At 63.7% G+C, this 26,007-nt stretch carries 25 protein-coding genes; 7 read left to right on the top strand and 18 right to left on the bottom strand.

The features are described 5' to 3' along the window. Nucleotides 1-59 precede the first annotated feature (59 nt). Nucleotides 60-1,361, top strand: a complete 1,302-nt coding sequence (locus WBA38_RS14165; RefSeq protein WP_424293816.1) for an MFS transporter — start codon at nt 60-62, stop codon at nt 1,359-1,361. Here the strand turns inward: WBA38_RS14165 and WBA38_RS14160 are convergent. From WBA38_RS14160 to WBA38_RS14150, 3 genes are all read right to left on the bottom strand, one after another. After that, nucleotides 1,334-1,759, bottom strand: coding sequence for a hypothetical protein (locus WBA38_RS14160; protein WP_424293815.1), 426 nt, complete (start codon nt 1,757-1,759; stop codon nt 1,334-1,336). The genes WBA38_RS14165 and WBA38_RS14160 overlap by 28 nt on opposite strands. Before the next feature lie 78 nt (nt 1,760-1,837). Further along, nucleotides 1,838-2,824 carry a bile acid:sodium symporter family protein gene (locus WBA38_RS14155; RefSeq protein ID WP_424293814.1) on the bottom strand — a complete coding sequence of 329 codons (987 nt, stop codon included), beginning with the start codon at nt 2,822-2,824 and terminating at the stop codon, nt 1,838-1,840. 8 nt (nt 2,825-2,832) lie between these two features. Next, nucleotides 2,833-3,360: an SdpI family protein gene (locus tag WBA38_RS14150; protein ID WP_424322972.1), complete on the bottom strand. Its 528-nt coding sequence runs from the start codon at nt 3,358-3,360 to the stop codon at nt 2,833-2,835. A 96-nt stretch (nt 3,361-3,456) separates the two neighbouring features. On the opposite strand from WBA38_RS14150, the gene leuS reads away from it, so the two are divergent. After that, complete coding sequence (gene leuS, locus WBA38_RS14145; RefSeq protein ID WP_424322971.1) at nt 3,457-6,354, top strand: leucine--tRNA ligase; 2,898 nt, start codon at nt 3,457-3,459, stop codon at nt 6,352-6,354. Between the two features lie 242 nt (nt 6,355-6,596). Here the strand turns inward: leuS and WBA38_RS14140 are convergent, their stop codons facing one another. Together WBA38_RS14140 and WBA38_RS14135 are read right to left on the bottom strand one after the other, a co-directional pair. Next, nucleotides 6,597-7,220: a hypothetical protein gene (locus WBA38_RS14140; protein WP_424322970.1), complete on the bottom strand. Its 624-nt coding sequence runs from the start codon at nt 7,218-7,220 to the stop codon at nt 6,597-6,599. A gap of 150 nt (nt 7,221-7,370) precedes the next feature. Next, entirely contained in the window at nt 7,371-7,619 is a 249-nt protein-coding gene (locus WBA38_RS14135; protein WP_424322969.1) for a hypothetical protein, read from the bottom strand. Nucleotides 7,620-7,800: 181 nt separating this feature from the next. Here WBA38_RS14135 and WBA38_RS14130 point away from each other — a divergent pair, with 181 nt between their 5' ends. Continuing rightward, the gene (locus tag WBA38_RS14130; RefSeq protein ID WP_424322968.1) at nt 7,801-8,385 is read left to right on the top strand and encodes a hypothetical protein; all 585 of its coding nucleotides are present in this window, start codon (nt 7,801-7,803) and stop codon (nt 8,383-8,385) included. A gap of 245 nt (nt 8,386-8,630) precedes the next feature. Here WBA38_RS14130 and WBA38_RS14125 read toward each other — a convergent pair whose 3' ends face one another. Further along, on the bottom strand, nt 8,631-9,710 hold the full coding sequence (locus tag WBA38_RS14125; RefSeq protein ID WP_424297404.1) for a DUF2804 family protein: 1,080 nt from the start codon (nt 9,708-9,710) through the stop codon (nt 8,631-8,633). Between the two features lie 104 nt (nt 9,711-9,814). On the opposite strand from WBA38_RS14125, the gene WBA38_RS14120 reads away from it, so the two are divergent. Further along, nucleotides 9,815-11,005: an acyl-CoA dehydrogenase family protein gene (locus tag WBA38_RS14120; protein ID WP_424322967.1), complete on the top strand. Its 1,191-nt coding sequence runs from the start codon at nt 9,815-9,817 to the stop codon at nt 11,003-11,005. Nucleotides 11,006-11,027: 22 nt separating this feature from the next. Here the strand turns inward: WBA38_RS14120 and WBA38_RS14115 are convergent, their stop codons facing one another. After that, nucleotides 11,028-11,369 carry a YnfA family protein gene (locus WBA38_RS14115; protein WP_424297187.1) on the bottom strand — a complete coding sequence of 114 codons (342 nt, stop codon included), beginning with the start codon at nt 11,367-11,369 and terminating at the stop codon, nt 11,028-11,030. Nucleotides 11,370-11,471: 102 nt separating this feature from the next. Between WBA38_RS14115 and WBA38_RS14110 the strand changes: the two genes are divergently transcribed. Then, nucleotides 11,472-11,867, top strand: a complete 396-nt coding sequence (locus WBA38_RS14110; RefSeq protein WP_424297183.1) for a nuclear transport factor 2 family protein — start codon at nt 11,472-11,474, stop codon at nt 11,865-11,867. Nucleotides 11,868-11,886: 19 nt separating this feature from the next. Here WBA38_RS14110 and WBA38_RS14105 read toward each other — a convergent pair whose 3' ends face one another. From WBA38_RS14105 to WBA38_RS14085, 5 genes are all read right to left on the bottom strand, one after another. After that, nucleotides 11,887-12,573 carry an SDR family oxidoreductase gene (locus tag WBA38_RS14105; protein WP_424297181.1) on the bottom strand — a complete coding sequence of 229 codons (687 nt, stop codon included), beginning with the start codon at nt 12,571-12,573 and terminating at the stop codon, nt 11,887-11,889. Between the two features lie 22 nt (nt 12,574-12,595). Further along, nucleotides 12,596-13,741, bottom strand: coding sequence for a serine hydrolase domain-containing protein (locus WBA38_RS14100; RefSeq protein WP_424322966.1), 1,146 nt, complete (start codon nt 13,739-13,741; stop codon nt 12,596-12,598). 118 nt (nt 13,742-13,859) lie between these two features. Then, entirely contained in the window at nt 13,860-15,101 is a 1,242-nt protein-coding gene (locus tag WBA38_RS14095; RefSeq protein WP_424322965.1) for an MFS transporter, read from the bottom strand. Continuing rightward, nucleotides 15,098-15,538, bottom strand: coding sequence for a MarR family winged helix-turn-helix transcriptional regulator (locus tag WBA38_RS14090; RefSeq protein ID WP_424295935.1), 441 nt, complete (start codon nt 15,536-15,538; stop codon nt 15,098-15,100). The genes WBA38_RS14095 and WBA38_RS14090 overlap by 4 nt, the downstream gene beginning before the upstream one ends. 106 nt (nt 15,539-15,644) lie before the next feature. Then, entirely contained in the window at nt 15,645-17,732 is a 2,088-nt protein-coding gene (locus WBA38_RS14085) for a TPM domain-containing protein (protein ID WP_424322964.1), read from the bottom strand. 53 nt (nt 17,733-17,785) lie between these two features. On the opposite strand from WBA38_RS14085, the gene WBA38_RS14080 reads away from it, so the two are divergent. Continuing rightward, entirely contained in the window at nt 17,786-19,201 is a 1,416-nt protein-coding gene (locus WBA38_RS14080) for a phytoene desaturase family protein (protein ID WP_424295931.1), read from the top strand. Here WBA38_RS14080 and WBA38_RS14075 read toward each other — a convergent pair. Beyond that, a complete protein-coding gene (locus tag WBA38_RS14075; protein ID WP_424322963.1) occupies nt 19,191-20,810 on the bottom strand; it encodes a hypothetical protein in 1,620 nt (539 codons plus the stop codon). The genes WBA38_RS14080 and WBA38_RS14075 overlap by 11 nt on opposite strands. Before the next feature lie 52 nt (nt 20,811-20,862). Next, complete coding sequence (locus WBA38_RS14070; RefSeq protein ID WP_424322962.1) at nt 20,863-21,657, bottom strand: LLM class F420-dependent oxidoreductase; 795 nt, start codon at nt 21,655-21,657, stop codon at nt 20,863-20,865. 77 nt (nt 21,658-21,734) lie between these two features. Between WBA38_RS14070 and WBA38_RS14065 the strand changes: the two genes are divergently transcribed. Beyond that, on the top strand, nt 21,735-22,361 hold the full coding sequence (locus tag WBA38_RS14065) for a class I SAM-dependent methyltransferase (RefSeq protein WP_424295925.1): 627 nt from the start codon (nt 21,735-21,737) through the stop codon (nt 22,359-22,361). 24 nt (nt 22,362-22,385) lie between these two features. On the opposite strand, the gene WBA38_RS14060 is transcribed toward WBA38_RS14065, so the two are convergent. From WBA38_RS14060 to WBA38_RS14045, 4 genes are read right to left on the bottom strand one after another with little or no spacing between them, the layout of a single operon-like run. Then, nucleotides 22,386-23,006 carry a response regulator gene (locus tag WBA38_RS14060; protein WP_424295923.1) on the bottom strand — a complete coding sequence of 207 codons (621 nt, stop codon included), beginning with the start codon at nt 23,004-23,006 and terminating at the stop codon, nt 22,386-22,388. Continuing rightward, nucleotides 23,003-24,190, bottom strand: coding sequence for a sensor histidine kinase (locus WBA38_RS14055; protein WP_424295921.1), 1,188 nt, complete (start codon nt 24,188-24,190; stop codon nt 23,003-23,005). The genes WBA38_RS14060 and WBA38_RS14055 overlap by 4 nt, the downstream gene beginning before the upstream one ends. Continuing rightward, the gene (locus WBA38_RS14050) at nt 24,130-24,933 is read right to left on the bottom strand and encodes an ABC transporter permease (protein ID WP_424322961.1); all 804 of its coding nucleotides are present in this window, start codon (nt 24,931-24,933) and stop codon (nt 24,130-24,132) included. The genes WBA38_RS14055 and WBA38_RS14050 overlap by 61 nt, the downstream gene beginning before the upstream one ends. After that, a complete protein-coding gene (locus WBA38_RS14045) occupies nt 24,930-25,868 on the bottom strand; it encodes an ABC transporter ATP-binding protein (RefSeq protein ID WP_424322960.1) in 939 nt (312 codons plus the stop codon). Before WBA38_RS14045 ends, WBA38_RS14050 begins: the two co-directional genes overlap by 4 nt. Nucleotides 25,869-26,007 lie beyond the last annotated feature (139 nt).

Here is a 26,007-nt window from a genome sequence, read left to right as displayed (position 1 = left end):
TGTCACCTGTGAGGCTCGGTCGCCCTCACCCGAGTCTCGATGAGCCGTAAACTCGATGAGTGAACAGTTTGCGGTCGGTGATGCACGCCCCCGGGCTGATGCGATTGCTGTCCGTACGGTTGCTGAGCCAGATGAGCGACGGCGCGTTTCAAGCCGCATTGGCCTTCTCGATCTTGTTCAACCCCGATCGACATACCGATCCGATGGCGATAGCCGGCGGCTTCGCGGTTCTGCTGCTCCCCTATTCGCTGCTAGGCCCGTTCGCCGGCGCATTGCTGGACCACTGGGACCGCCGACGGGTGCTGCTGTGGGTCAACCTGCTGCGGGCCGTGGCGGTGATTCTGGTGGCGGTAGCGATGGGCACCAACAGCCCGGACTTTGTGGTGTTGCTTTGCGCCTTGCTGGTTACCGGGTGCAGCCGTCTGGTGGCGTCTGGGCTATCGGCAAGTCTTCCCCACGTGGCGCCGCCCCGATTGATCGTGGAGATCAACTCGGTCTTCACCACGGTCGGTGCCGGAATGCTCGCAGTGGGTGCGGGAGTGTCGGCGGTCTTGCGGGTGATTTTTGGTGCCGACAACGGCGGATCGGGGGCAACGCTGCTGGCCGGTGCCGTATTCGCCGTTGGCGCGGCGCTGATCGCGGCGAGTTTCCGCACCCGAGAACTTGGTCCCGACCGGCCCGATGGCGAAGGCCACACCATCGGATACGCGGTGGTCCGGGGGTTGGCGCACGGCGTCCGCGCCGTTGCGAACGTTCCCAGCGTGGCGATTGTGCTCGGGGCGCTTGGTACGCACCGCCTCATCTTCGGCTTCAACACCCTGATGTTTTTGCTGCTGGTCCGCCATACCGAACTCGGCGACTCGCTCGGTGCCGACGTTCGCGCCATCACCCTCATCGGGACATCGGTCGCGATCGGTGCCTTCGTCGCTGCGGGCACCACGCCGGTGCTCGTCCGGATGGCCGGTCGTCGTGGGACCATCACGTCGGCGCTGGCGCTGGGTGCGGTTGCCGAGTTCATGCTGCTGACAAACAAAGCCGCCCCCGTTTTGATTGCCGCCGTACTAATCGGGATCGCCGGGCAGACAGTGAAGCTCTGCGGTGACGTCGCGATGCAATGCGACATTGACGATTCGTTCCGCGGCCAAGTGTTCGCGGTGCAAGACGCCGTTTTCAACACCGTCTTTGTGGCCGCGATCTTCCTCGCTGCGACCGTGATTCCGCCGACCGGCTTCAGCGTGCCGCTCATCATCGTGGGATCGGCGCTCTACGCTCTGGCCGGGTGGGCTATCTGGGGATCGGGCGAGCACGTGGAAGGCCCGGCCCAACCCGAACTTCATCCCATCGAAGTGCTCTCCCGGTAAGAGTCGGCATACCCGTCTCCATCGGCATCGACGAGAACAAGATCGTCGACTCCGTCGCCGTCGGTATCGAGCGAGGTCTCCCGGAACGGCCCGCTGCCCGGTCGGCGGTGGTCGGACGGACGGTGTTCGGCAGGGTCCTCGACTTCCCACAGCCCGCGGCCACCGTCGCGGAACTGCGCTTCCCGGTGACCGTCGTCGTCGAGGTCGAGGAGGGCCAGGTCGGCGGTCCCGTTGCCGTCGGAATCCCACATGGCGTCGTCGAGGAGGCCGTCGCCGTCGAAGTCGAGGGCGACGGCATCGGGGATACCGTCGCCATTCAGGTCGAGGTCGGCCGGTGAGGTCCAGTGGGACAGCGCACCGTCGCCGGTGCCGAACACATAAGCAATGACGGGATCCATACCTTTAGGACGCAGCGCCGCCCGAACTGGTTCCACAACACGCCGAGCGGCCGGAGAATCAGGCGGCTCGGTCCGGCCTTAGGTGATGCCGTCGGCGATGGCCCGCTTCTCGTAACGGCTGGCGAGCATGGAGCACAGGATCAATTGGATCTGATGGAAGATCATCAGCGGCAGCACAATGAAGCCCACCGTGGAGGCAGCAAACATCACCGATGCGAGCGGAAGCCCGGTCGCGAGGGACTTCTTACTACCGCAGAACTGAATGGCGATCACGTCGGCACGATTGAATCCCCACCGCTGCGGTACCCACTGAGTCAACGCCAGCATGCCGATGACGACTGCCGTGGAGATCACCCCGACCAGCACTACATCCCACGCGCTGACGATGGACCACATCCCGGAGACCACGCCTGCACTGAACGCGACGTAGACGACCACTACGATAGAACTGCGGTCCACGTACTTTGTTGGGGCGGCGTACTTCGACAGGAATCCGGAGATCAGCGGGCGGCACAACTGTCCGACGATGAACGGCACCAAAATCTCGAGCACAATCTTCAGGACCGACGATCCGGTGATGTGCACCCCGGCCTCCGACCCCATCAGCAAAACCACCAGCACCGGCGTGAGGAAAACCCCGATCAGGTTGGACGCGGAGGCGCTGACAATGGCGCCCGGCACGTTGCCGCGGGCTATCGAGGTGAAGGCGATCGACGACTGGACCGTCGATGGAACCAGCGTCAGATACAGCATGCCCGCAGCCAACTGTTCGCCAATGATGGGCGTCAATGCGGGCTTCAAAACCAGCCCGACCAGCGGGAAAGCGATAAATGTGAACGCCAAGATCGTCAGATGCAGCCGCCAGTGCGTGAGTCCTTCGAGGGCTTCGCGCGGGTGCAGACGGGCACCGTACAGGAAGAAGAGCAGGGCGATCAGGCCGACGACGACCCAGTCCATAATGTCGGCAAAGGAGCCTTTGGCAGGGAAGATAGCCGCCACGACGACCGCCAGCAGGATCGACAGCACGAAGCCGTCGATCGGTGACCGATCGAGAATTTTGCGCATGGCGGCGACTAAGACGCGTGCTGCGCGGGTGCGTGGCCCGGCTCGTCGTCGGACGACAGGCACATGCCGCTCAGGGCGCACGAGCCGCAGCTGGACTCGCCGCAGTCGGCAGCGGCGGCGGCTTCGTCGTGGCCGGCCGCATCCCCGGCGGGTGCCGGCGAGCAGCAGCCACCGTCGGTGCCGCAACCTGCTGGTTCGGGCACCGCCTTGGCTGCCTGCAAGGCCATTCCGCCTACGACCGACACCACGCCGACGGCGACGACGACGCCGAACACCGCGACCAGCACTCCCCACGACCCGATGGCCAGCGCAATACCGCCGGTGACGGCGAGGATGGCGGCGGCACCGAGGAAGCCGGGGGCGGCGACCTTGTTGGCCACTGCGAAGGTCTCTTCCGATCGCAGGGTCTCGGCAGAACGAACGCCGACCCAGCGGTTGCGACGCAACGCCCCGGCCAGACCGGCAACTCCGACACCGAGCCACACCGCGGCGAGCACGAGTGTGAGAACTGCAACGACGGCCGAGACGATAGACATGAAAGCCATGGTACGACGCCCATTGCGGTAGGTCGAAACGGTTTCTGGCCCCGGTCGGTTTTTGGGTGGTACGAGTAAACGATTTACGCTGGTTGAGTGACTTCTGTTGATTCGACGAACGCCGGGACCGATCCTTCTGGATCCGATCCGGCTGCCCATCGCTACACCGCGGCGACCGCTGGCGAGCTTGAGGCGCGCTGGCAGGAGTTCTGGACGCAGAATGAAACGTTCTCCGCGCCGAATCCGGTCGGTCCCCTCGCTGGCGACTTTACCGGTTTCTCGGGTCCGCAGGCAGACGCAGAAGACAAGTTGTTTGTGCAGGACATGTTCCCGTACCCGTCGGGTGCCGGTCTCCATGTTGGGCACCCGCTCGGCTTTATCGCGAGCGACGTGTTTGCCCGCTATCAGCGGATGATCGGCAAGAACGTCCTGCACACGATGGGGTTCGACTCGTTCGGCCTGCCCGCCGAGCAGTACGCCGTCCAGACGGGCACCCATCCCCGGACCACCACCGAAGCCAACATTGAGCGCTACCTGGAGCAGATCCGGCGACTTGGTTTGGGACACGACGAACGTCGCCGCGTGGCGACCACGGATATCGAGTTCTACCGGTGGACGCAGTGGATCTTCCTGCAGATCTACAACTCGTGGTTCGACGTCGAGCAGGGCAAGGCCCGCCCGATCGACGAGTTGATTGAAGAGTTGGAAGCGGGCACGCGCGAACTCGAAGACGGTCGTGACTGGGTGGCGCTGAGCGCTGCCGAGCGCCGCGGCGTGCTCGACGACTACCGCCTCGTGTACCTGAGCAATTCACTCGTCAACTGGTGCCCCGGTCTGGGCACCGTGCTGGCCAATGAGGAAGTTACGGCCGATGGTCGTAGCGAGCGCGGCAACTTCCCCGTGTTCCGTAAGAACCTGCGGCAGTGGATGATGCGGATTACCGCCTACTCAGACCGTCTGCTTGACGATCTGGAACTGCTGGATTGGCCCGAGAAGGTCAAGACCATGCAGCGCAACTGGATTGGGCGCTCGCGCGGTGCGCAGGTGAAGTTCCCGGTTCCCGGCGTCGACGGCGGTATGGCCAGCGACCCGATTGAGGTCTTCACCACCCGACCCGACACCCTGTTTGGTGCCAGCTACATGGTCCTGGCTCCCGAGCACGATCTGGTTGATGAGATCGTCGCCGCGGCCTGGCCCGAAGGCGTCGATGAGCGCTGGACCGGCGGAGCCGCCACGCCGGTGGAAGCCGTCGCCGCCTACCGCGCCGGGATTGCCGCCAAGAGCGACCTGGAACGCCAGGAAAATAAGGAAAAGACCGGTGTCTTCACCGGTGCCTACGCGACCAACCCGGTGAACGGCCAGCCCGTCCCGGTGTTCATTGCCGACTACGTGCTCATCGGCTACGGCACCGGTGCCATCATGGCCGTGCCCGCCCACGACACCCGCGACTACGAGTTCGCCACCTCGTTCGGCCTGCCGCTCATCGAGGTCATCGGCTCCGACGAGGGCATCGCCGAAGCCGCTTTCACCGGCGACGGCCCGCTGATCAACTCCGACTTCCTCAACGGCCTCGCCGTCGAAGAGGCCAAGGCCGCGATGATCGAACGCCTCGAGGCGGACGGCAGCGGTACCGGAACGGTGCAGTTCAAGCTCCGCGACTGGCTCTTCGCCCGTCAGCGGTACTGGGGCGAGCCGTTCCCGATCGTGTACGACGCCTCCGGTGCGCCGCACGCGCTGCCCGAGTCGATGCTGCCCGTCGCCCTCCCCGAGGTCGCCGACTACCAGCCCGTCGCCTTCGACCCGGACGACGCCGACAGTGAGCCTTCTCCCCCGCTGGCGAAGGCAACGGACTGGGTGAACGTCGAGCTCGACCTGGGCAACGGTCTGCAGACCTATACCCGCGACACCAACGTGATGCCGCAGTGGGCAGGTAGCTCCTGGTACCAGCTTCGCTACATCGATCCGACGAACGAAGAAACCCTGTGCGCCAAGGAAAACGAGGCGTACTGGATGGGACCGCGCCCCGAGCTTCACGGCGCGAACGACCCCGGCGGCCTCGACCTGTACATCGGCGGCGTCGAGCACGCCGTGTTGCACCTGCTGTACTCGCGTTTCTGGCACAAGGTCCTGTTTGACCTCGGCTATGTCACCAGCAGCGAACCGTACCGTCGCCTGTTTAACCAGGGCATGATCCAGGCCTACGCTTACACCGATTCGCGCGGCGTCTACGTGCCTGCCGAAGAGGTCGTCGAGCGTGATGGCAAGTTCTGGTACCAGGACCAGGAGGTGTCGCAGGAGTACGGAAAGATGGGCAAGTCGCTCAAGAATTCCGTCGCTCCCGACGACATTTGCCGGGACTACGGTGCCGATACGCTGCGTGTTTACGAAATGTCGATGGGCCCGCTGGATCAGTCACGCCCGTGGGCGACGAAGGATGTCGTCGGTGCGCAACGCTTTTTGCAGCGCGTCTGGCGTTTGGTGGTCGACGAAGAGACCGGCGGCGTCCGAGTCACCGATGAGGCACCGTCCGACGCCGCGAACAAGGCCCTGCACAAGGCCATCGCTGGCGTCCGCGACGATCTGGCGAATCTCCGGACCAACACCGCAGGTACCAAGCTCATTGAGCTGACCAACTTCCTGACGAAGAATTACCCGCAGGGCGCTCCCCGCGAGACGGTACGGCAGTTGATTCTGATGCTCGCTCCCCTGGCCCCGCACATCGCGGAGGAACTGTGGAGCCGTCTCGGCGGCGAGGGTTCCCTGGCGCACGGGCCGTTCCCGGAGGTCGACGAGCGTTGGCTGGTCGAGGACACGATCGAGATTCCGGTGCAGGTCAAGGGTAAGGTTCGCGCTCGCCTGACCGTTGCTGCCGACGCCGACGAGGCGACGGTCGTAGCTGCGGCCTTGGCCGAGGAGAAGGTCGCCGCCCTACTCGACGGCGAGCCCCGGAAGGTCATCTTCGTCCCCGGCAAAATGGTCAACGTCGTCCCGTAGGGGAGCGGCTGTTAGATTTACCCGTCCCTAATCTCGCAAGGAATTGCTGCGGCGCCTGGGTGCCGTGCAACCGGATGGGTGGCTCTCTCAGGCTGCTCGCTGTTGTTCACAGAGTTGGGTTGGACCGCAGTTGAGTTCACTGAGTTCGATGTCCTGGTGGGTCGATAATCAACAGGATCGCGGCACGTCTCGAGGTGGCCCTCGGGGACCCCGGGGTTCTAATCCGAATTATTCACCCAAGTTCAAACCCGAGGCCAACCCGGAAACGGCATCACAACTTTCGGGGCAGCAGTTTGATAGGTCACGCCAGAATCATCGGCCATCGGGTCGATTCCTGGAGCGATGTATTCAGATTCACAGCGCTCTCCCTCGTGAGAATTTGAAACGCTCATTCTAAGGTCGATCGCTCGCCATCCTCCAAAGAAGTTTCGCAGCGGACTATTCTCAACACCAGTTACATCCACCTGAGGCGTCTGGCCTTCCCGGTTAAAAGTCAACTCATACGGGACGCCACCACGTTCAAAGTTGCGGGCGAACGCGTCATTCTTGCGTTGCCCCAGCCCTTGTGCGAGCAGGCAAACACCAACACGTCCCGACGTCTGCTCCGATACATAAGAGATGACCTTGAAGTAGATCGTCCCAGAGAAGCCCGTATCGGAGACTGGCCGCAACATAATCCGGGGACCATTCTGCGATCTATCCGATGAGAACGAGTTATCAGTGGCCGCCTCAAATCCCGGATAAGTCGCCACCTCCTGTGACACGGGAAACATAATTCGAGATGACGACTCGAAGAACGCTCTGGTAAACGTTGACTCTGCAGATCCAAGTGGAAGAATTGACGAATCATCCCACACAAAGCTCATCGCCCTTGTATGATTTCCACCGGCGGCCGACTGACCAGGACCAACTGGCGTCTGATTCCCACATGACGCCAACATCACCGATACCAGAAGGGCAGATAGGGTACTCAGGATAATTTTCAAGTATCGCACTGGTATCATCAGCGTCCAATTCTATTGATTGTCATCCCAATTTGGGATCTTACCCTTTCGGCTCTTCGCCTCAATGTCTGCCAGGTAGTTATCGGGATACAAGTTTCGAACCTTATTCGGCAAAGTCTTCTTGGCCGCGGGAGAAAGGTCCTCATAGGGCTTCAATGTCCAATTTCCATCACTGCCCTTTTTGAAGAGCGCTTTGTATTCTTCATTGTGGCGAAGCTTGTTCAGCTCGCCTTCATCCGAAGAGACCTTGCCGAGCAGCATGTTGTACTCCAGACTCGAATATCCTCCCATATTACCAGGTTTGGGAATTGTGGACCTATGATGTGGTCTCCGAACGTGAGGGAAACTATTCGAGATACGCCGCATATCAGTGGGTTCCTACTGCCAGCGTAATTCCCGTCCGCGGACCAGTCGGGTCAAACTTGGAATGGAGGGGATGAGAATGACTGACGACACACGTAGCCAACAATCAAATGTTTCTCGGCTAACTAGGCGAGTCCGGGTGATTGGACTGACTGTGGTTGCGCTGGTATTCGTATATATTCTACTGATCACAGTGTTTGGTAGACTCATGGGAATTATTTCCCACAGTACAAGCGAAGAGTCGCAGACTGGGACGCGAATCGGGGATAAATACGAGGGATGGGAACTCGTCAATCTTGTTGACCTGATCGGGCGTTCGATTGATGAGGCGAAGCGAACTCTTGGAACTCCCGCAGTGGACAACACGCTAGCTCCCGAGAACGAGGGCGGCCTCAAAGTTATTGTTGACCAGGCGTCTGCGGGAACGCCTCCAGTCGGCAGAATGATCGTGGTTGGATATTGCAGCAGGATGGAATTAGCTGGCCGCAACTTCCTCACTCTTGCGGTAGCGGATCCATCAGATTTGAGCAGTGAAGATCGAAAATCGCTAATAAGCGATCGTGTACAAGTTTCCTATCGATATATGGCGGCGCACAAATGTGATGCCGCGACGTTAGGGCAACTTACGCCGTGGATTAGTGTTCGTCCGCCATCGCTCCGATAGGCATTAAGGAGAGCGCAATGTGCTGCGCGCTGTGGTGTTGTTCCTTAGCCGCCCGAGACTAGGGTTCACACGGCTCTTAGTGTCGGTGTTTGGTAGTTGAAGGACCCCGGACGTTGTTAATCGCCCTCAACGACCGGGGTCGCCTTCTATTCGTCTGTAGCCACAATGCCCCGGTCGATGACGGGCTCCTCGATGCGCGGGCGGGCGGGACAGCAGGGCAGAGCGGCAGGTCGGGGCGCCGCGATCTACACCGTGATCCGCTTCTGCTCCCCCACGCCGAAGAAGCCGTCGACGTTTAACGTCGCGTCTTCGGCGTGGATGTTGCCTTCGTACCAGCCGTAAGGCGCGTAGTACTCGGCGAGCACCTTGCGCGGGCCGACGTGCATTGTCGACTGCACGGTCGGCGTGAAGGTGACATCGACGGCACCGGCCGTGTCACGGATAAACCACTTGCCCCATGGGCCGTCGGGCCGCGTCACCGTGATTTCCGGCAAGCGGTGCACCCGGTTGCCGATCCAGATGGCGTTCTCGTTGTAGACGCCAGGATCGAGCATCTGGTTGTGGGTCAGGTTGAAACCTTCGACCTGACCGGCATCGTTGCGGCGGATTCCGGTGACCCAGTCGTATTTCATGGGGCGCGGGTAGTCGCCGTGGTGGTCATCGAGGATGAGGTAGCCGCGGTCGTCGGTGAGGCCAACTCGATTGTCGTCGATGATGAGCGAACCCGACGCGGGCATCATCGCTTTGTGCGAGTACAGCGCCTTGTTCTTGGCAAACGGGTGCACCACGACCAGGTGGCCAGCGTTGTCGGCGGAGCAGTCGCCGGTCACGTGCAAACCCATTTCCGGGCGGCGTGCCGTGCCGCGGGCCTCGGCGTCGACGGTCAAGACGCCGTCGGGCAGGTTGTTGCCGATCTCGATCTTGACGCCGCCGAACTCGCCGTGCGAGACCGTGTCGTCGAGTCCCCGCGCGACGCTGAGCATCGGCGACGGCAGCTTGCTCTCCCATCGGGTGATGGTCGCGTCGTGCTTGTTGACGGCGAGAACCTGAAGCAGCCCAAGGCTTTTCGCGTTATAGACCGCACCGAGAACGAACCAGTTGTCGTCGCCGAGTTGGAAGGCTTCCCACTCCTTGAGCGCGGTGTTGCGGGCTGCGCGGCGGGCGAAGGCCAGCGGTCCGGAACCGGCGGCGTCGAGCGAATTGATCTCGGGTATGGACCGGTTGTAGGTGCCGAAGTTGTAGCGGCCATTCGAAACGAGTGATCTGGGCGGCTCGGTGGAGGCCGGAGGGAAGATCGGGGCGCGGGAGGATGCCGGGGTATTCATCGCCATCGACCATAGTCGAGCGTGCGAATGGCCTCGAAGCAAAGCTGTGAACCGTAGAAACTGGAGCTTGGCAACTTAACTTACTCAGTAGTAAGGTGGCCGACATGGCTATCAACCTTGAGCTCCCGGAGAAGTTGGATTCCACGGTCGAGCGCGCCCACCTGGCTGCCGAACACATCTTCCGACCCATCTCCCGCAAGTACGACAAAGCCGAGCACGAATACCCCACCGAGCTCGACGAGCTCGGCAAGATTGCCAAGGAATCCCGCAAGGGCGACCGCGATACCGACAAGAGAGCCGCAAGCGGGGAAGACACCGTCAACGGAGCCAACCTGCGCTCGGTGCTCAACGCACGCGAGCTGAGCTGGGGCGACGTCGGCCTCATGCTGTCGATCCCCTTCCAGGGTTTGGGCAATGCAGCGATCGCCGCCGTCGCCAACGACGAGCAGCTCGAGCGCTTCGCCGATGTTTGGGCTGCTATGGCGATCACCGAGCCGAGCTTCGGTTCCGACTCGGCTGCGGTCACCACCACCGCCACCCTCGACGGCGACGAGTACGTCATCAGCGGTGAAAAGATCTTCGTGACCGCCGGTAGTCGTGCCGACCACGTCGTCGTGTGGGCCACGCTCGACAAGAACATCGGTCGCGCCGCAATCAAGAGTTTTGTGGTCCCGATGAACACCAAGGGCGTCACCGTCGCTCGCCTCGAAGAGAAGCTCGGCCTCAAGTCGTCGGACACCGCAGTGGTGCTGTTCGAGAACGCCCGTGTACCTGCAGAAAACCTGTTGGGTACCCCGGATATCGAGGTCAAGAAGGGTTTTGGCGGGGTCATGCAGACCTTCGACAACACCCGTCCCGTGGTTGCAGCGATGGCTGTGGGCCTTGGTCGCGCCGCTCTCGAAGAGTTCCGCAGCATGCTGGAGGCCGCTGGCCACGAGGTCGACTACGACAAGCCCGCAGCCGCCCAGCACGCCGCCGTATCGGAGTTCATCCGATTGGAATCGGACTGGGAGTCGTCGTGGCTGCTGACCCTGCGCGCTGCGTGGATGGCCGACAACCGGGAGCCGAACTCGGCCGAGGCGTCGATGTCGAAGGCCAAGGCCGGACGCATGGTGAACGAATTGACCAACAAAACCGTTGAGATCGGTGCAACGGCGGCGTTCTCGGAGACCGAACTGCTAGAGAAGTGGGCACGCGACTCCAAGATCCTCGACATTTTTGAGGGCACCCAACAGATTCAGCAGCTGATTATTGCTCGTCGCGTACTGGGGAAGAGCAGCGCAGAACTGAAGTAGTCCCCTTCTCGCCTATTTCTCGTCAGGCGTCCAGTGCCCGCGGCATGTACATGATGACGGCCACTCCAACGAGGCTGATCAAGGCGCCCGTCACGTCCCACTTGTCGGGGCGGTAGCCGTCGGCCACCATTCCCCAGAGCAGCGATCCGGCGATAAATATCCCGCCGTACGCTGCCAGGATGCGCGCAAAGTTGGCGTCCGGCTGCAGGGTGGCGACGAAGCCGTAGATGCCGAGCGCGGCAACGCCGGCACCGATCCACAACCACCCGCGATGCTCGCGTACTCCCTGCCAGATGAGCCATGCGCCGCCAATCTCGGCGAACGCGGCAAGCACGAACAACAGGAGCGACCGGGTAATCGACATGGTGTCGATCTTGCCACCTGCGCCTTCGTGCCACGCCATCGCGCGTCGGTGTGACGGCTGCTACTCTCACGCCTAGAACGTGTTCCAATTAAGGGAGTAGAAATGACTGCTGAGCAGCAGGAAACCGGTTTGTCGGACAAGATTGCCGCCACCGTCCAGGCGTACATCGATGGCCTCAACGGCGGAACAGCCGAGGATATGGCCAATCTGTTCGCCGAAGGCGCGACCGTCGAAGACCCGATCGGCGCACCGATCCGCGGCACCCGCGAAGAGCTGATCGAGTTCTACGGCATCATCACCAATCTCGACAGCCGCGACGCGGACCTTAAGTGGACCAAGATCGCTGGCGATACCGCCGTCTTCGAGTTCTCCCTGGTCACCGGCACCGGCGGCATGAAGTTCGAGATCACGCCCGTCGACATCATGGTCTTCAATGAAGAAGGCAAGATCAAGAGCATGCGCGCCGTCTGGGCACCCACCGACCTCAAGCAGGTCTAGTAGTTCCGACGCCCGACGGCTAGGTATTGCGCGACACGCGGGGACGCAGAACGATCTCGGTGGGATGAGCGTCGGCTGGAGTATTGACTGCGGTGGCAACAGCGGCCGCGACAGTCTCCGACCGCAGGTAATTCGCCGGGTTGTACTGCGTCCCTTCGCGTGCCACGATGTCCCGTTGCATGTCGGTGTCGATGCGGCCGGGGAAAATCGAGGTGACCCGCAGTTCGGGTTCCTCGGCACGGAGTCCGTCAGCGAGCGCTCGCAGCGCGAACTTACTTGCCGCGTAAGGCGTCCAGTTGGGGCGGACATTCATGCCGGCACCGGAGTTGAGAAAGACGACGTGCCCGCCCGCGGCACGCAAACCCGGCAGCAAAAGCCGCGTCAGTTCGGCCGCGGCAATCACGTTGATATCCATCAGGTACCGCCACTCCTCGACGGGGGTATCGGCGACGGCCTCCAAGCTACTGGCGACGCCTGCGCTGTGCACCAGGACGTCGAGTGGGCCGATGGTTTCCATCGCCGCTTCGACGGCGTCGTAGTCGGTGAGGTCGACCGGGAAGGTCACCGCGCCGTCCAATTCCATTGCTAGTTCATCCAGTTCGACGGAACCCCGGCCGCCGAGCAGAAGGTCGTGGGTGGGCGCGAGCGCGCGTGCGATCTGCGCACCCACGCCACGACTGGCTCCAGTAATTAACGCGGTAGGCATGCTGTGAGTCTATGCCGGGACGCTATCGGTTGAGGCTTTCAAGACCTTCAAGGATTGCGCGGTAGTAGCGTTCCGACCGATCTGACCCAATGACGCCGCGACCCATTCGGTTCATCACGTAGGAGATGGTGACTCCGCGATCGGGGAACATCGCCGTGAGCGATCCGCCCCAGCCACCCCAGAAACACACGCGCTCGTCGGTCGGCAGGTAGGGGATTGTCGCGGGTTCGGGCAGGCCATAGCCGATACCCCAGCGCAGCGGGGCCCCGAGCACCAGATCGACGCCGCTTGCCTGCTCCTCGAAGATCCGGTCAATGGTGTTGGGGGACAACGACACTCCATCAACGGACCCCCGAGAGATGACCGAGAGTGCCCGGGCGAGGGCCCGGGCCGTGGTGTGTCCGTTGAGGGCACCCATGTCGGCGCGCCGCCAGGCCGCGGTGTTGGCCGAGCCGGCGTCGGCAATCGGTCCGGTGAAGGTGCGCATGGTTATCGATGTCATGTCGACCTTGTCGGGGTCGATGGGCCGAGTCGGCTTAAAGACGATCTCGGCGATGCGGTGATCGTCGGCCTCGGTGGCACCGATCTGCAGGTCAATCCCCAGCGGTCCGGCGATCTCCGCGGCAACAAACACCTTCAACGGCATGCCCGAAACGCGCCGGACCACCTCGCCAAGCAAATGGCCTTGGTTGTTGGCGTGGTAGCCGGACGCGGTTCCGGGCTCCCACCACGGGGCTTGTCGAGCTAACTGCGCGATGGACTTGTCCCAGTCGTACATGTCCTCGACTTCCCACGGGCGGTCCCAACCGCTCACTCCGGAGGTGTGCGACATCAGGTGCCGCACCAGGACGGCGTCCTTGCCGTTCTCGGCGAACTCGGGCCAATAGTGGGCCACGGGAGCGTCGAGGTCGATCAATCCGCGATCTACCAGCAGCAGTACCGCGAGGGCGGTGACTTCTTTCGTGGTCGACCACACGTTGACGATGGTGTCCCGCTCCCACGGGAGGCGCTTGGTTGCGTCCCGATACCCGCCCCACAGGTCGACGACCAGGTCTCCGTCGACATCGACCGCGATCGCGCCGCCGAGTTCATTCCCGGTGGAAAGCTCCTCTTCGAAGGCTTCCCGTAGCCGGGCGAACCTTGGCTCAATGGTCCCGTTGACACTCATCAGCACTCCCGACTAAACGCTCGCTTACCTTTGGGGCGAGGGTAAGTCGAAGCGGGTCGGTGGCGGGTTTGAATCGACAATCTGGGCCTAAGAATCAGGTGCCGCCGCGGGTGATTCTTTAGAACTCTTCGGCACCGACGAGAGCGGCCTCAGCCGGCACCTCGTGCTCGTTGAGCTTGGGTCCGTTGCCAGCGAGGATCAGGGCGCTGACAGCGATGGCGCAGTAGCCCGCAGCGAACCAGAAGGGGGCGGCCATGCCAAACCATTGCGCGATGTAGGCGACCATGATGGCCGACGCTGCGGCACCCATCCAGCGAAGAAAGCTGTAGCCAGCGCTGGCCACCGACCGGGGAGTGGACTCGTCGGCCGCAGACATGGCGACTCCGGTGAACAGGGTATTGAGGACGCCGGACGGGATGCCCGAAATAACGACGGCCAAACCGATCATCCAGACCTGATCGTCCATCACTCCGATGGCGGCGACAGCCATCGTGACCAGGTAGGCGAGAATTGCCACGATCACGCCGGAGCGTTCGCCGATGGCTTCGGCCAGTCGTGGCCCGACGAACACACCCGACAGGGCAGTCAGCAGACCCCAGCCGAAGAAAATGATGCCCGCATAGATTGGCCGCAAGCCCATGGCGAGCGGTGACCACGCGATGACGGTAAACAGCGCACCGGTGTAGAAGGCCGCGCCGATCGAGTTGATGAGCAGGACGCGGTTCTTGAGGGCCTTGATGGGATCGAGAAGTTTCACCGGCTTCCGTTCGGAACGCGGACCATCAGCGGGAAGCATTGCGGCACAAAGGATTGCACCAGCCAGCATCAGGAGAGCGGTGCCCGCGAACGGTGCTCGCCAAGTCCATTCACCAAGGACGGCACCCAACAGGGGGCCGACGGCCAAGCCCACACCCAGTGCGGCCTCGTACAGCAAGATTGCGCCTTGCTGACCGCCGGTGGCTTGTCCGACGATGAACGCCAACGCGGTCGCGATGAAGAGGGCGTTACCCAGACCCCAGATCACGCGCAGCGCGATCAGCTGGTCGATGTTGGTGGCGAACGCCGAGACTCCCGCCGCTACGACGATGCAGACGAGGCCGGTGGTCAGGGTGCGCTTGGGGCCAAACTTGTAGGCGGCCCACCCGGTGAGCAACATGGCGAAGACCTGCACGCCCATGTAAACACCGAACAGTTGCGTCAGCTTGGTTTCGGGAGCGCCGAGGGCGATGCGGATGGTGTTGAGAATTGGGTCAACCAGGCCGATGCCCATGAAGGCGATGACAGCCGCGAACGCGGTGACCCACACGGTCCGAGGTTGTCCTTTAAACACCCCAATCAGGGAGTGGTTTTCAGTGCTCATGACAGTTCCATTCGAGTTTGAAGTTCGCGTAGCGCGGGCAATGCGGCAGCGAGCGCGGCGCGGTGGTCGGGGGAGAGCGATGCCATGGCCTGGGTAACGACGTCGTCGCGGCTGGAGCGAATTTCGTCGACGATCCGGGCGGCTTTGGCGGAGGGACTGACGACCACCGCCCGGCGGTCGGCCGGATCGGGTTCGCGGGACACCAAACCTTCGCGAAGTAGGCCGTCAACGAGAGCGGTGGCGGTCGGCATCCGAATGGATTCACGTTCGGCGAGTTCGCCCATCCGCATTGGTCCGTGATCAATCAGGACGGCGAGCGCGGAGGACTGGGCGGCACTGAGTGTGTTGACGGGGGCGTTCCGTCGCAGTGTCAGGTACAGCCGCGTCACGGTATGGCGCAGCCCCGAAACCAGGTCGGCGTTAAGGTCATCGGTCACAGTTCGTAACGCTAATACTTCGATAACCTAAATAAAAAGGGGATGAATGGGACACGGCCTATCGAACAGGCAATTTAGCGCTAAAACATGACGCGGATCACGTCGGTTAGAAGCGTCCACCGGTCCCGATACGACCGGAACTCGACGATCCACCGAACGATCCGGGGCTCCGACCGCCGGTGCTGTAGCCGCGACCGCGGCCGCTGCCAAGACCCCCGCCGCCAAAGCCCCCGCCGCCAAAGCTGCCGCCCCGCATACCACCGCGCAACACGCTGTCGACCAGAACGCCGGTCAGGATGGCCGCATTGGGGTTACCCATGGACGTACCGAAGTTGGAGTTGGTGCGCTGCTGCTGTGCCTGCCAGTTCACCACGTCAGACTGCGCAGCCATCAGCGCTTCGTCGGCGTGCTTGGCCGCAAGGCGGGCCTTTTCGAGGGCCTGATCGGGATTGGTGTCGGCGAGTTCGACGGCCTCCGAACCCAGCTGCTGGGCCCGCGCGAGGCGCGTGCGGGCCTCCGCGCCGATCCCGCCACGCCGCGTGTCGATGAAGTCCGCTGCCGCTTGGGTCTTTGCCTCGGCAGTCTCCAACGCATTGGTGACGAGCTGGGCCTTGCGGGAACGTTCCTCGCTGGCCTTCCGGGCCAAGTCGAGGATCTGATCGAGCTCGGCATCGGAGTCCGACAGCTTCGCGAAGGTGCTCAGCGGATCGGTCTCGCCATCGGCGGTCGCGGCTGCCACCGCGGCCTTCGCCTTCTCGATCACGGTCGCCACATCGAGGACCGGGTGGTTGAGTTCTTGATCTCCGAGCGAGAGTGCCTCGGTGATTTCTGCGGTCACTTCGTTGATCAGGGATGCCAGCCCTCCGCGGGCTCGCGAGATGGTCGCGTCGGCGGAGTCGATGGCGTCGAGCAGTTTGGCCGCAGCCTCCAGCGCCGCCTCGGCCGACCGGATGTCGGCGACGACGGGTCCCTGCTGACCGGCGGGGAGGGCGATTGCCTCGCGACCCTGATCAATGCTGGCCTCGGCGAAGTGGATCTGCTCGCGCGCCAATTCGAGGTTTCCCGAGATGGAGGCGATAACCGCCCCGCCGTGCTTGTCGGTAAGGGCGCTGAGCTGCGCTTCGGACTGGGGGAGCCGCGAGGTGATCTCGACAACCCGGCGCGTGAGCTCGCTGAGCCGACCGTCGGCGTTGATCAGCAGATCGCGCAGCGTGTCGAACGCTTCGACCTGCTCGTCGAGGAGCGAATCGGCATCCGTGCACGAGGTAATGATCTGCACCAGCATGGAACGCTGTTCGTCGGGAGTTTCCGGAATCGCATCGTCGAGGCGCTGCCGAAGCGCGAACGACTCAGACAGCGCCTGCTGGGCAGTGTTCATCGCGGACGTGAATGGGGCGGCCTCGGCCTCACCGAACTCGTCGATGGCGAGGGTCAACTCGTCGGCGCTGGTCTTGATGGCATTGTCGGTGTCGGTGAGGATCTCTCGCGACCACGCGTGCAAGACATCGAGGGGCTGTTCGGACAGTTGGTCGACGCTGAGGGAATCGCTACTTTCCCGGAGTGCATCCAGATGTGCGGACTCGGCCTTGCGCTTGCGGCGTCGGCTGACGAGGTAAGCGCCGCCACCGATGACGGCGACGCCACCGACGGCACCGGCCACAATCGCGCCAGTCTGCGAGGACTCCGGTCCGGCGGCCGCTTCGATGGCACGGACGGTGTCGACCGCCGATGCCGCCCACTGCCCCTTGATCAGCTTCGGTTCCAAGGTGTTGGTACCGATTTCCTCCAGTTCGGCCTGGGTGAGGCCGTCGATCGGCTTGGCGCTGGTTAACTGGTAGGCGCGGTCTTTGGTTGCCACTGCCAAGATGATGTCGCCGTTACCGAGGCCGCTCAGTTGCTCGGTCTTGAGGGTCCAGTCCTCGGCGGACATGCCGTCGAAGGAATCGACGTACACCACCCACATCTGGGCGGTGCGGGAGTCGTAGAGGCTGTCGACGGCAGCCACGATGTTGTCGTGATCGGTGGAGCTAAAAACGCCCGCGGTGTCGACGACTTGATCGGGCATGCGCAGCGGTGCCTGGGCTTGAGCTGAGCCGCCCCCGGCCAAAATGACGGCGATGAACATCCCGAACGCGGCCACGGTACTAACGAGGAATCGGGCCGGCAGCCCACGGCGGAGGCTCGCAAAGATCATGGACCTAACTTAGCCTGAGGCCGGGACAGTATTGGGCCGACGATCGGGGACCGGTGGGTAACGAATGGGACGCGATCGTTGTTGGCGCGGGTCCCAACGGACTCACTGCCGCCGCGACGTTGGCACGGGCGGGCCGATCGGTGCTGGTGGTGGAAGCGGCACCGGTGATCGGCGGCGGTACCCGGACTGATCACGCCTTCGGGCCGGGGATTGCCCGTGATGTCTGTTCGGCCGTGCATCCCACTGGTTACGTGTCAGCGGCCTTCACAGATTTGGGGCTCACCGACCGCCTGACGTGGCTGGTGCCGGAAGTTTCTGTCGCACATGCCTTCTCGGCAGCTGACGGCCTGGGGCTGCACCGTGATCGAAGCCGACTGGCGACCGAACTCGGCGCTGATGGGAAGGCCTGGCTGCGGACGGTTGGTCTCGGGGCCGATGTCGCGGCTGACGTCTTGGCGATGCCGGGGTGGCCCACCGATCCAATTACTATGGCCCGCTTCGGTGCGGCGGCACTGGCTCCGGTCGACGCCCTGGTGCGGACGGTGTTTCGTGACGAACGGACTCGGACCGCATTCTCGGCGATTGCCGCGCACGCCGGGCGACCGACCACGTCGGCGGGGTCGAGCGCGCCCGGTCTCTTGCTGGGACTGCTCATCGAATCGGGATGGCCCGTCGTGGCCGGGGGCTCACGGGCGATATCCGATGGTCTGGCAGCAATCATCGTCGAACACGGTGGGCGCCTCGAAACCGACTGGCATGTCAAAGAGTTCGGCGAACTGCCGACCGCGCGGCAGGTGCTGTTCGACGTTTCGCCACGAGCCTTGGCCACGATCATGGGAGAGCGGCTACCGCGCCGTTATGCCGGTCGGCTGGAACGGTTCCGATACGGCGGTGGCGTGTGCAAAGTCGACTTCCTGCTTCGCGAGCCGATCCCGTGGACCGGTCGTGCCGCAGCGGCGCTGAGCACCACCGGAACCTTCCACATTGCCTCCGACCGGGCTCAGATCCGAGCGACTGAGGCGGCTGTTGCCGCCGGGAAACTACCGGAGCGGCCGTGGGTCCTCGGCGGTGAACCGACGCGGCTCGATCCGTCTCGGGCACCGGCCGGCGTTCATCTGGCGTGGGCGTACTGCCATGTTCCAGCGAACTGCGAGGTAGACGTCTCCGATCGCATCGTCAGCGAAATCGAAAGGTGCGCACCGGGATTCAGCGACCTTATCGTCGATCAGCGGGTTGCTACCGCCGTCGACTTCGCGGCGTACAACCCAAACAATGTGGGTGGCGACATCAACTGCGGTGCCGCGAGTCTGCGCCAACTGCTGGCGCGGCCCGTGCCGTCACTGCGGCCGCACACGACCCCGGTCCCCGGCGTGTACCTGTGCTCGGCGGCCACCGCGCCGGGCGGTGGGGTCCACGGCATGAGCGGGTATCGGGCGGCCCAGGCCGCGCTGGCCGACGTCAGCGGATAACCAGGTCGTGGTTGGTGGCGCTCAGGGTGATGGCGGCGATCGACTTCCCCCGCATCCACGTCCTCACAAACTCCTTGAGCGCGGGATTGCTGTTGCGGTCGCGGTAGGCGCTCGCCGGGATCTCAATGGCACCAATGAGATGGCGGGGCGTCTTGGTGAGGCCAACGTGACCGGGGCTCATGCGCATGCCGTCTGCGGTATGCAGGAGTACCGGGATCTTGGTGCCGTCGCGCGTGGTTACCGTCGCCTGACGAGTGGTGACCGCAGGATCGAAGTTGTCGACCGAGATGCGGTACGACGACGGCTCCGCGGTGAGGCCAACTTGGGCGAGCAGTCGGGGATCGATGACGCTGTACGGCAAGCCGATATCGATCAGCGTTTGACCGTCGACCGATGCGCTCCGGGACGGCAGAGTCGTGTAGAGATTCCACGGCTTCGGCGGCGCTATGGTTTCGCTGGAACGGTCGGCGGCAGAGTTCTCCAGCAGCTTGCGCTGCAACGGCGACCCGGTGGCGGTGAATGCCCAGTTCTTGGCGTGAATATCCTTGTGCCAGAAACCATTCTGGCCGTCGCGGCGACCTTCCACGCGGAGCTCGCGTTTCTCGACACCCGGTCCGGTGGAAACCACCGTGATCGCCGAGGTCACCTCGCCTGGAATCTTGGGCTGCCTGGTCCAGTCGGGTGCGGGGAGCCGCACGGCCGCCGTGTTGCGGTCGACCATTTCCTGCGACAGGTTGGTGGCGCTGGGCTTACCGGCCTGACTTTCCCAGCTGTACCGGAAAAAGACCGAATCTGAGCCCGACGAGTCGAAGTCGAAGGTGCGCGTGAACATATCGCCGTAGCGGTTCATCACAAAGGTGGTCGACGCCGCCGCGGACAACGCGACCGACTGGAACCGGCCGCCGAGCGGGCTGCCGATTTCGTAACTGTCGTCGTTGGGGAGCCACGGGTCGGCGTACGTGATCCGACTGCCGTCGCCGGTTAGCGCTGGGATCATCGTCATCTTGGCCTGCCCGGACGGGTGGATCCGGCCCGCACCGTCGGCGTACACGCGGTTGTCCCACGGGGACGTGACGCTTAGTGCCCAGCCCCCGGTGCGATTGTCGGGCAGGGTGCGGCCCGGTCCCATCCACAGCATGGAGCCCCATCTGGAGGTCCAATTCCACAGCAGCGGTGACTGATTCACGTTGTCCATCGTGTAGATCCAGCCTGCGCGATCGACGCCGACGAGTTCGTCGTCGTCGAGCGAAATGGCGACCAGCTTGCCCGTCAAGCACGACGGCAGCGGCACCACGCGCCACGAGGTGCTGTGCCGTGGCCGCGTGATCAGCTGACCCGACACCAGTGCGAACTCCCAGTACTTGTTGAACTGGGTCTTCTCGGTGCGCAGGTCTACGCGCTTTGGTGCCTGCTTACCGCTGTACCTACCGAAGTTACTCAGGCCGGTTTGGTTGCCCGATGACGGAATGCCCGGCGGGATCTGCGCGGTCCCGAACGGTACGCACGACGCCGGTCCGGCCTGGGCGGCAGGTGCAGCCAGCAGACTGAGGGAGGTAACCGCGGCAAGGGTGGCAGCGGCCGTGCGGGTGAGGAACCTGCGGGTAGTCATGAAATCGGACTATATCGGCACCCGCGACGCTGCCTCAGCGGAACTGACGGCGTCAGCCCGCGCGGGCGTCCCGCCACTTGATGAGAGCCTCGACGGCAGTCAGGTCGTAGTCCGGTCCGCCCGTCGCCACGGTCAGCAGGGTCACGCCTTCAGCGGTGATGTCATCGGCGAACTTCAACATCGCGGCAACGTCGCCGTCGAACCGGATCTCGGCCGAGCGTTCGATCTCTGCCGGGTCGCGGCCGACATCGGCGCAGTGCTGGGCGAGCACGGCCGATTTGTGGCGGTAGGAGTCAACGCCCACGAAGGCATGCCAAATATTGCCGTGGGTAGCGATATGGCGGAGCGTCTTTCTTTCCCCGCTACCGCCGATGAGCAGTGGAATCTCGCGCAGCGGTTGCGGATTGAGCTGCGACAGTCGGTTCGCAATGCGGGGGAGTGACTCGCCGAGATTGTCGAGCCGGCTGCCCTTGGTACCGAAGTCGTAGCCGTACTCGTCGAAGTCACGCTGAAACCAGCCGCTGCCGAGGCCGAGGATCAGTCGACCGCCGCTGATTTGATCGACGGTCCGCGCCATGTCGGCAAGCAACTCGGGGTTGCGGTAGGCGTTGCAGGTGACGAGGGCACCGATCTCGACGTTCGAAGTTTGCTCGGCCCACGCGCCCAGCATGGTCCAGCACTCAAAATGTGCGCCGTCGGGCTCGCCGTACAGCGGAAAGAAGTGGTCCCAATTGAAGACGATGTCGACCCCGGCGTCCTCCGCGCGTCGAACCGCATCGCGGATCAGCCCGTAGTCCGGGGCGTGCTGAGGTTGAAGTTGGACACCGACGCGAACGGGAAAAGTCATGACTCCCAGTGTGCCGGTGATTACGTCGCCGTGCCCGGCAATGACATAGGGGATAGAACTGTGGCAGCGTCAAAGGCATGAGCGAACACCACCACAACCACGACGATCAGCAAGCCCCCGCGCATCCCGTTACCGCGAGCGAATGGGACGAGCTCTACAGCACCGCCGACCGCCTCTGGACCGATAACGTAAACCCGGCCATTATCGCCGAAATTACCGGTGTGACACCGGGTTCGGCGTTCGACCTCGGTTGTGGCGAGGGTGCCGACGCGCGCTGGCTGGCCGCGCAAGGCTGGTCGGTAGTCGGTGCCGATATCTCTGAGGTGGCCCTCGATCGAGCTCGGGCGATTGATTCACGTGGAACAATCGCTTGGACTGCGTTCGACGTCACGGCTGACTCGTTCGACCGTCAGTACGACCTGGTTACGGCCAGCTATTTCCATATCGCCAGTGACGACGAGGCGACGTTCCACAAGCTCGCCGATGCGGTGGCCCCGGGCGGAACTCTTCTAGTGGTGATGCACGATCCCGAAGGGATGCGCGCGCACGGCCGCGATCCGGAGGGCTTCATTTGGGCCGACGACATGGTCCGGATGCTCGGCGACGGTTGGACGGTCGTCACCAACGACAACCGTGAGCGAGGCATCCCGGCTGGCGGCGGTCATCACGTGAACGACGTGGTGCTGCGGATGGTGCGGAACTAGCCGTCGCGTGAAGGTTGGGCGCGGCTAGATCCATCCCAGATCGCGGGCTTTGACCGCTGCCTCATAGCGGTTCCCGACGCCGAGTTTCGACATCGCGGCCGACAGGTAGTTCCTGGTGGTGCCGGGGGAGAGATGTGCCCGCGCGGCGATCTCGTCCACGGACGCGCCGTCGAGGGCGAACTCCAGAACGTCCGCTTCACGGGCGGTGAGCGCCGAGTCGCCGGTGCTGATGGCTTCCGCGGCGAGCTCGGGATCCACGTATCGACCACCGGCGTGCACGGTACGGATGACGGTCGCCAAGGTGCTCGATGACGCCGTCTTCGGCAGAAACCCGCGCACACCGCTCGCGAGCGCGCGTTTGAGATAGCCGGGCCGACCGTGGCTGGTGACGAGGAGGACGCCAGCCTCCGGGGAGAGTTTCAACAGACGCACCGCAGTTTCGATGCCGTCGATACCCGGCATCTGGAGGTCGAGCACGGCCACGGCGACGGGTACGCCAGCAGCGGTTCGCTCCGCCCAGATCGCGAGGAGTTCCTCGCCGGTCCCGACATCCGCGATCACTTCGAGGTCGTCTTCCAGCGACAGCATGGTGGCGAGCGCCGAGCGGATCAGCGTCTCATCGTCGGCCATCAAGATCGGAATCATGCGTCCTCCCAGCGGACTCGGAGAGTGAATACGCCGCCGGTGGAGTCGGCGTCGAGGGTGCCACCGACGGCGCGCAGGCGTTCGGCCAGGCCAGCGAGACCGGATCGATCGCCAGCTGACGCGGCCGCGCCGTTATTGCTCAAGGTGAGCCCGGTGACGCCGAGAGTAAGGGCCGCCGTGGTGCCCGACGAGTGTCGCACGATGTTGGTGGTCCCTTCGCGAACCACCCACGCGGCGGCTTCGTGGAATTGGGCGGGCACCGCTTCGGGACTGCCTTCGATCGTGAGGTGACAGCCCGCAGCTTCAAGCAGCGACTTTGCCCCGGCCACCTCGACGGGCAGGTCGATGCTCCGGTAGCTTCGCACCAGCGACCGCATCTCTTCCATCGACTCCACTGCGAGCGTCTTCACCTGATCCATCTCGACGGCGGCGCGGTCGGCATTGCCGGGCGTGCGGGCTAAACGCGAGGCCAGTTCGCTTTTGACCGCAATTGCCGAGAACGAGCGACCGACGACGTCGTGGAGGTCGCGTGCGAACCGGAGTCGTTCCTCGGCGACTTTCAGCTGAGCCTCTGTGCGCCGCGCATTGTCGAGGTCATCGACGATGCGGAGCGTCCACAGGGAGGCGCGGGTGGTGACGACCATGAAGGCGCCGATTGCGGTTAAGATCGCGATCCCAAGGAGCGGATTGCGGTCGTAGCCGTACCCGACGATGGTGGCCACCGAGATCGCGAGGAGAGCGATCCAGTGGTATCGGAAGAACGGCAGCATCGCGAGCGCCAGGGTGACGACCGTGATCATCCCGACGGTGCCGACCATCCGATGGTCGCCAGCGCGGATGAGAATGAGACCTCCCACCCAGGCGACCGCGACCGCTGCCGCGCAGGCAACCTGGATGCGCCTGCCGTGTACTGGCCTCTCGATTCCGGTGAGTTCGGGGCGGACCTGGAGAAACGCGACGCCAGCGAACAAAGCGAGGAAGCTGAGAACTCCGGCCGCAACGTCGCCGGTTTGGACAACCCCGACGACGCCCAGTGCCAGCAGCACGGCCTGCAGTGTGACCCTCGTGTACAGCCGGTATTTGGCCGGGTCCGACAGTCGTCGCCACCGGCGCGGTGCCAGGTTCACCCGCGATCGTCCCAGCGGAAGCACTTGTAGACGAGTGCGATCGCGGCGACGGTCCATACCGCCAGTGTGGCAAGTGGTTGCCCGATCTCGCTAAACGACCCGGCGAAACTCGCTGCGGGTGTGTCGGCCCCGGCAACCGCAGTTTTCCCCGCGGCACCGAGATTGATCAGGTCGCTGACCGCGGCGAACGGGGTGTAGCCGAGCAGTTCGGCGGCCCGTTCGGGCAAGGCGGCCCGGATGTTCCCGGCCCCAATCATGGCCATGGCGATCACCGGAAGCGAGGTGATCTGGGCGGCTTCGGCGTTCTTGGTGAAGGTGCTCGTCGCGAGCGCGAGGAGGGCGAACAGGACGGAGCCTGCGGCGAGGCCCAGGACCATCAACAGCGGGTTCACCGGCGCGGGGGCACCGAAGCCGTAGACGACCGCGGCGACCACCGTCGCCGTCGCGACGGTGATGGCGATGCCCGGAATCGCCGGGGCCGTGAGGATCTGCCAGTCGTCGGCTTCCCCGGTGCGCAGGCGTTTGAGAACGCCTTCGCCCCGGCGGGTCGTCACCAACGACAGCATGGTGTAGAACTGCACGAACATCAGCGCGAACAGCGCGTACATGTCGAAGGTTGCGCCGGCCACCGCAGCGGTGGTCCCTTCGCGCGAGGCCAGCAGGAACACGCCCAGCGGCATTGCGACCGGAAACACCAGCGCGGTGAAGACGAGCGTCTTGTTGCGACGGAACTGGGTGAACTCGGCCGCCGACAACGCGGCCAGTGGACGGCGACGGGTGGTGGTTCCGGTGGTGGTCACGTGAGGGCTCCAATCGGTGCGTCGAGCGGGTCCTCGGTTGTGTCTCGATCGGCGACGTCGAGGAAAACGGACTCGAGAGAGGCGGCGCGGGCGGTGAGGCCGATGAGCTGAAGGCGGTTGGCCTGCGCCCACGACAGGAGTTCGAGCAGATGATCCTGCAGGTGGCGGGTCTCGATCTCCACTCGGCTGCCCGCGTCGATCCGAGTGGCCGAGATCTGCGGAAGGGTGATGCCGGGATGGTCGAAGGCGATGGTCGCCGGGTGGTCGGACACTATTTCGCGCAGCGTCCCGCTTCGATGGATGCGACCGGCGTGCATGATCGCGATGCGGTCGGCGAGGGCTTCGGCCTCATCGAGGTAATGGGTGGTAAGCACTATCGTCACCCCCGATTGCTTCAACTCCGACAGCAATCGCCAGGTGGCCCGCCGATTCTCCGGGTCGAGGCCGGTGGTCGGCTCGTCGAGGAACAGTAGGCGCGGTTGGCCGAGCAGCGCGCAGGCCAGATCGACTCGCCGCTTCTCGCCGCCCGACAATGCGCCGACGCGGACATCGGCTCGATCCGTCAGGTGTACCTGGGCGAGGACCTCATCGACGGTGGTCGGATGTGTGCACGTGCCTTGCCACATCTTGAGGGTTTCGGTGACTGTGAGCTCGGCGGGCAGACCTCCCGACTGCAGCATGATGCCGACCTCCGGGCGCACTTGCCGACGGTCGCGCAGCGGGTCCATGCCGAACACCTGGACGGTACCGTCGTCCGGTGCGGCGAGGCCCTCTAGGAGGTCGAGGGTTGAGGTCTTTCCCGCACCGTTGGTGCCCAGGAGAGCGAAGACCTCGCCCTGCTCGACTTCGAGGTCGACCCCGCGCACCGCGTGGTACGTGTCGTCGCCGTGGCCGTACCAGCGATGCAGTCCGCGGGCGGCGATGACCGGGCTCATCGGGTGGCCCACTTGGTGCGGGTCCCGACCACCCAGTGAGTATCGGGGCAGTGATCAGCGGTTCTCATGCCCTCAACTCTGGTCGCGTTGGGCGGCGCACAGTAGTGCGCGCAATCATCAGTTCACGTGGGTTCTGCAC

It is taken from the genome of Gordonia sp. (in: high G+C Gram-positive bacteria) (assembly GCF_049647785.1).
Lineage (GTDB): Bacteria > Actinomycetota > Actinomycetes > Mycobacteriales > Mycobacteriaceae > Gordonia.
The sequence above is the reverse complement of the archived record's forward strand: the minus strand, read 5'-3'. Positions and strand labels throughout refer to the sequence as shown.

Coding starts and splice junctions, on each gene's coding strand:
- WBA38_RS14160 (WP_424293815.1), bottom strand. CDS start 1,759: ATGGATCCCGTCATTGCTTATGTGTTCGGCACCGGCGACGGTGCGCTG.
- WBA38_RS14155 (WP_424293814.1), bottom strand. CDS start 2,824: ATGCGCAAAATTCTCGATCGGTCACCGATCGACGGCTTCGTGCTGTCG.
- WBA38_RS14150 (WP_424322972.1), bottom strand. CDS start 3,360: ATGTCTATCGTCTCGGCCGTCGTTGCAGTTCTCACACTCGTGCTCGCC.
- WBA38_RS14140 (WP_424322970.1), bottom strand. CDS start 7,220: ATGAGCTTTGTGTGGGATGATTCGTCAATTCTTCCACTTGGATCTGCA.
- WBA38_RS14135 (WP_424322969.1), bottom strand. CDS start 7,619: ATGCTGCTCGGCAAGGTCTCTTCGGATGAAGGCGAGCTGAACAAGCTT.
- WBA38_RS14130 (WP_424322968.1), top strand. CDS start 7,801: ATGACTGACGACACACGTAGCCAACAATCAAATGTTTCTCGGCTAACT.
- WBA38_RS14125 (WP_424297404.1), bottom strand. CDS start 9,710: ATGAATACCCCGGCATCCTCCCGCGCCCCGATCTTCCCTCCGGCCTCC.
- WBA38_RS14120 (WP_424322967.1), top strand. CDS start 9,815: ATGGCTATCAACCTTGAGCTCCCGGAGAAGTTGGATTCCACGGTCGAG.
- WBA38_RS14115 (WP_424297187.1), bottom strand. CDS start 11,369: ATGTCGATTACCCGGTCGCTCCTGTTGTTCGTGCTTGCCGCGTTCGCC.
- WBA38_RS14110 (WP_424297183.1), top strand. CDS start 11,472: ATGACTGCTGAGCAGCAGGAAACCGGTTTGTCGGACAAGATTGCCGCC.
- WBA38_RS14105 (WP_424297181.1), bottom strand. CDS start 12,573: ATGCCTACCGCGTTAATTACTGGAGCCAGTCGTGGCGTGGGTGCGCAG.
- WBA38_RS14100 (WP_424322966.1), bottom strand. CDS start 13,741: ATGAGTGTCAACGGGACCATTGAGCCAAGGTTCGCCCGGCTACGGGAA.
- WBA38_RS14095 (WP_424322965.1), bottom strand. CDS start 15,101: ATGAGCACTGAAAACCACTCCCTGATTGGGGTGTTTAAAGGACAACCT.
- WBA38_RS14085 (WP_424322964.1), bottom strand. CDS start 17,732: ATGATCTTTGCGAGCCTCCGCCGTGGGCTGCCGGCCCGATTCCTCGTT.
- WBA38_RS14075 (WP_424322963.1), bottom strand. CDS start 20,810: ATGACTACCCGCAGGTTCCTCACCCGCACGGCCGCTGCCACCCTTGCC.
- WBA38_RS14070 (WP_424322962.1), bottom strand. CDS start 21,657: ATGACTTTTCCCGTTCGCGTCGGTGTCCAACTTCAACCTCAGCACGCC.
- WBA38_RS14065 (WP_424295925.1), top strand. CDS start 21,735: ATGAGCGAACACCACCACAACCACGACGATCAGCAAGCCCCCGCGCAT.
- WBA38_RS14060 (WP_424295923.1), bottom strand. CDS start 23,006: ATGATTCCGATCTTGATGGCCGACGATGAGACGCTGATCCGCTCGGCG.
- WBA38_RS14055 (WP_424295921.1), bottom strand. CDS start 24,190: ATGGACCGTCGCCGCGATCGCACTCGTCTACAAGTGCTTCCGCTGGGA.
- WBA38_RS14045 (WP_424322960.1), bottom strand. CDS start 25,868: ATGAGCCCGGTCATCGCCGCCCGCGGACTGCATCGCTGGTACGGCCAC.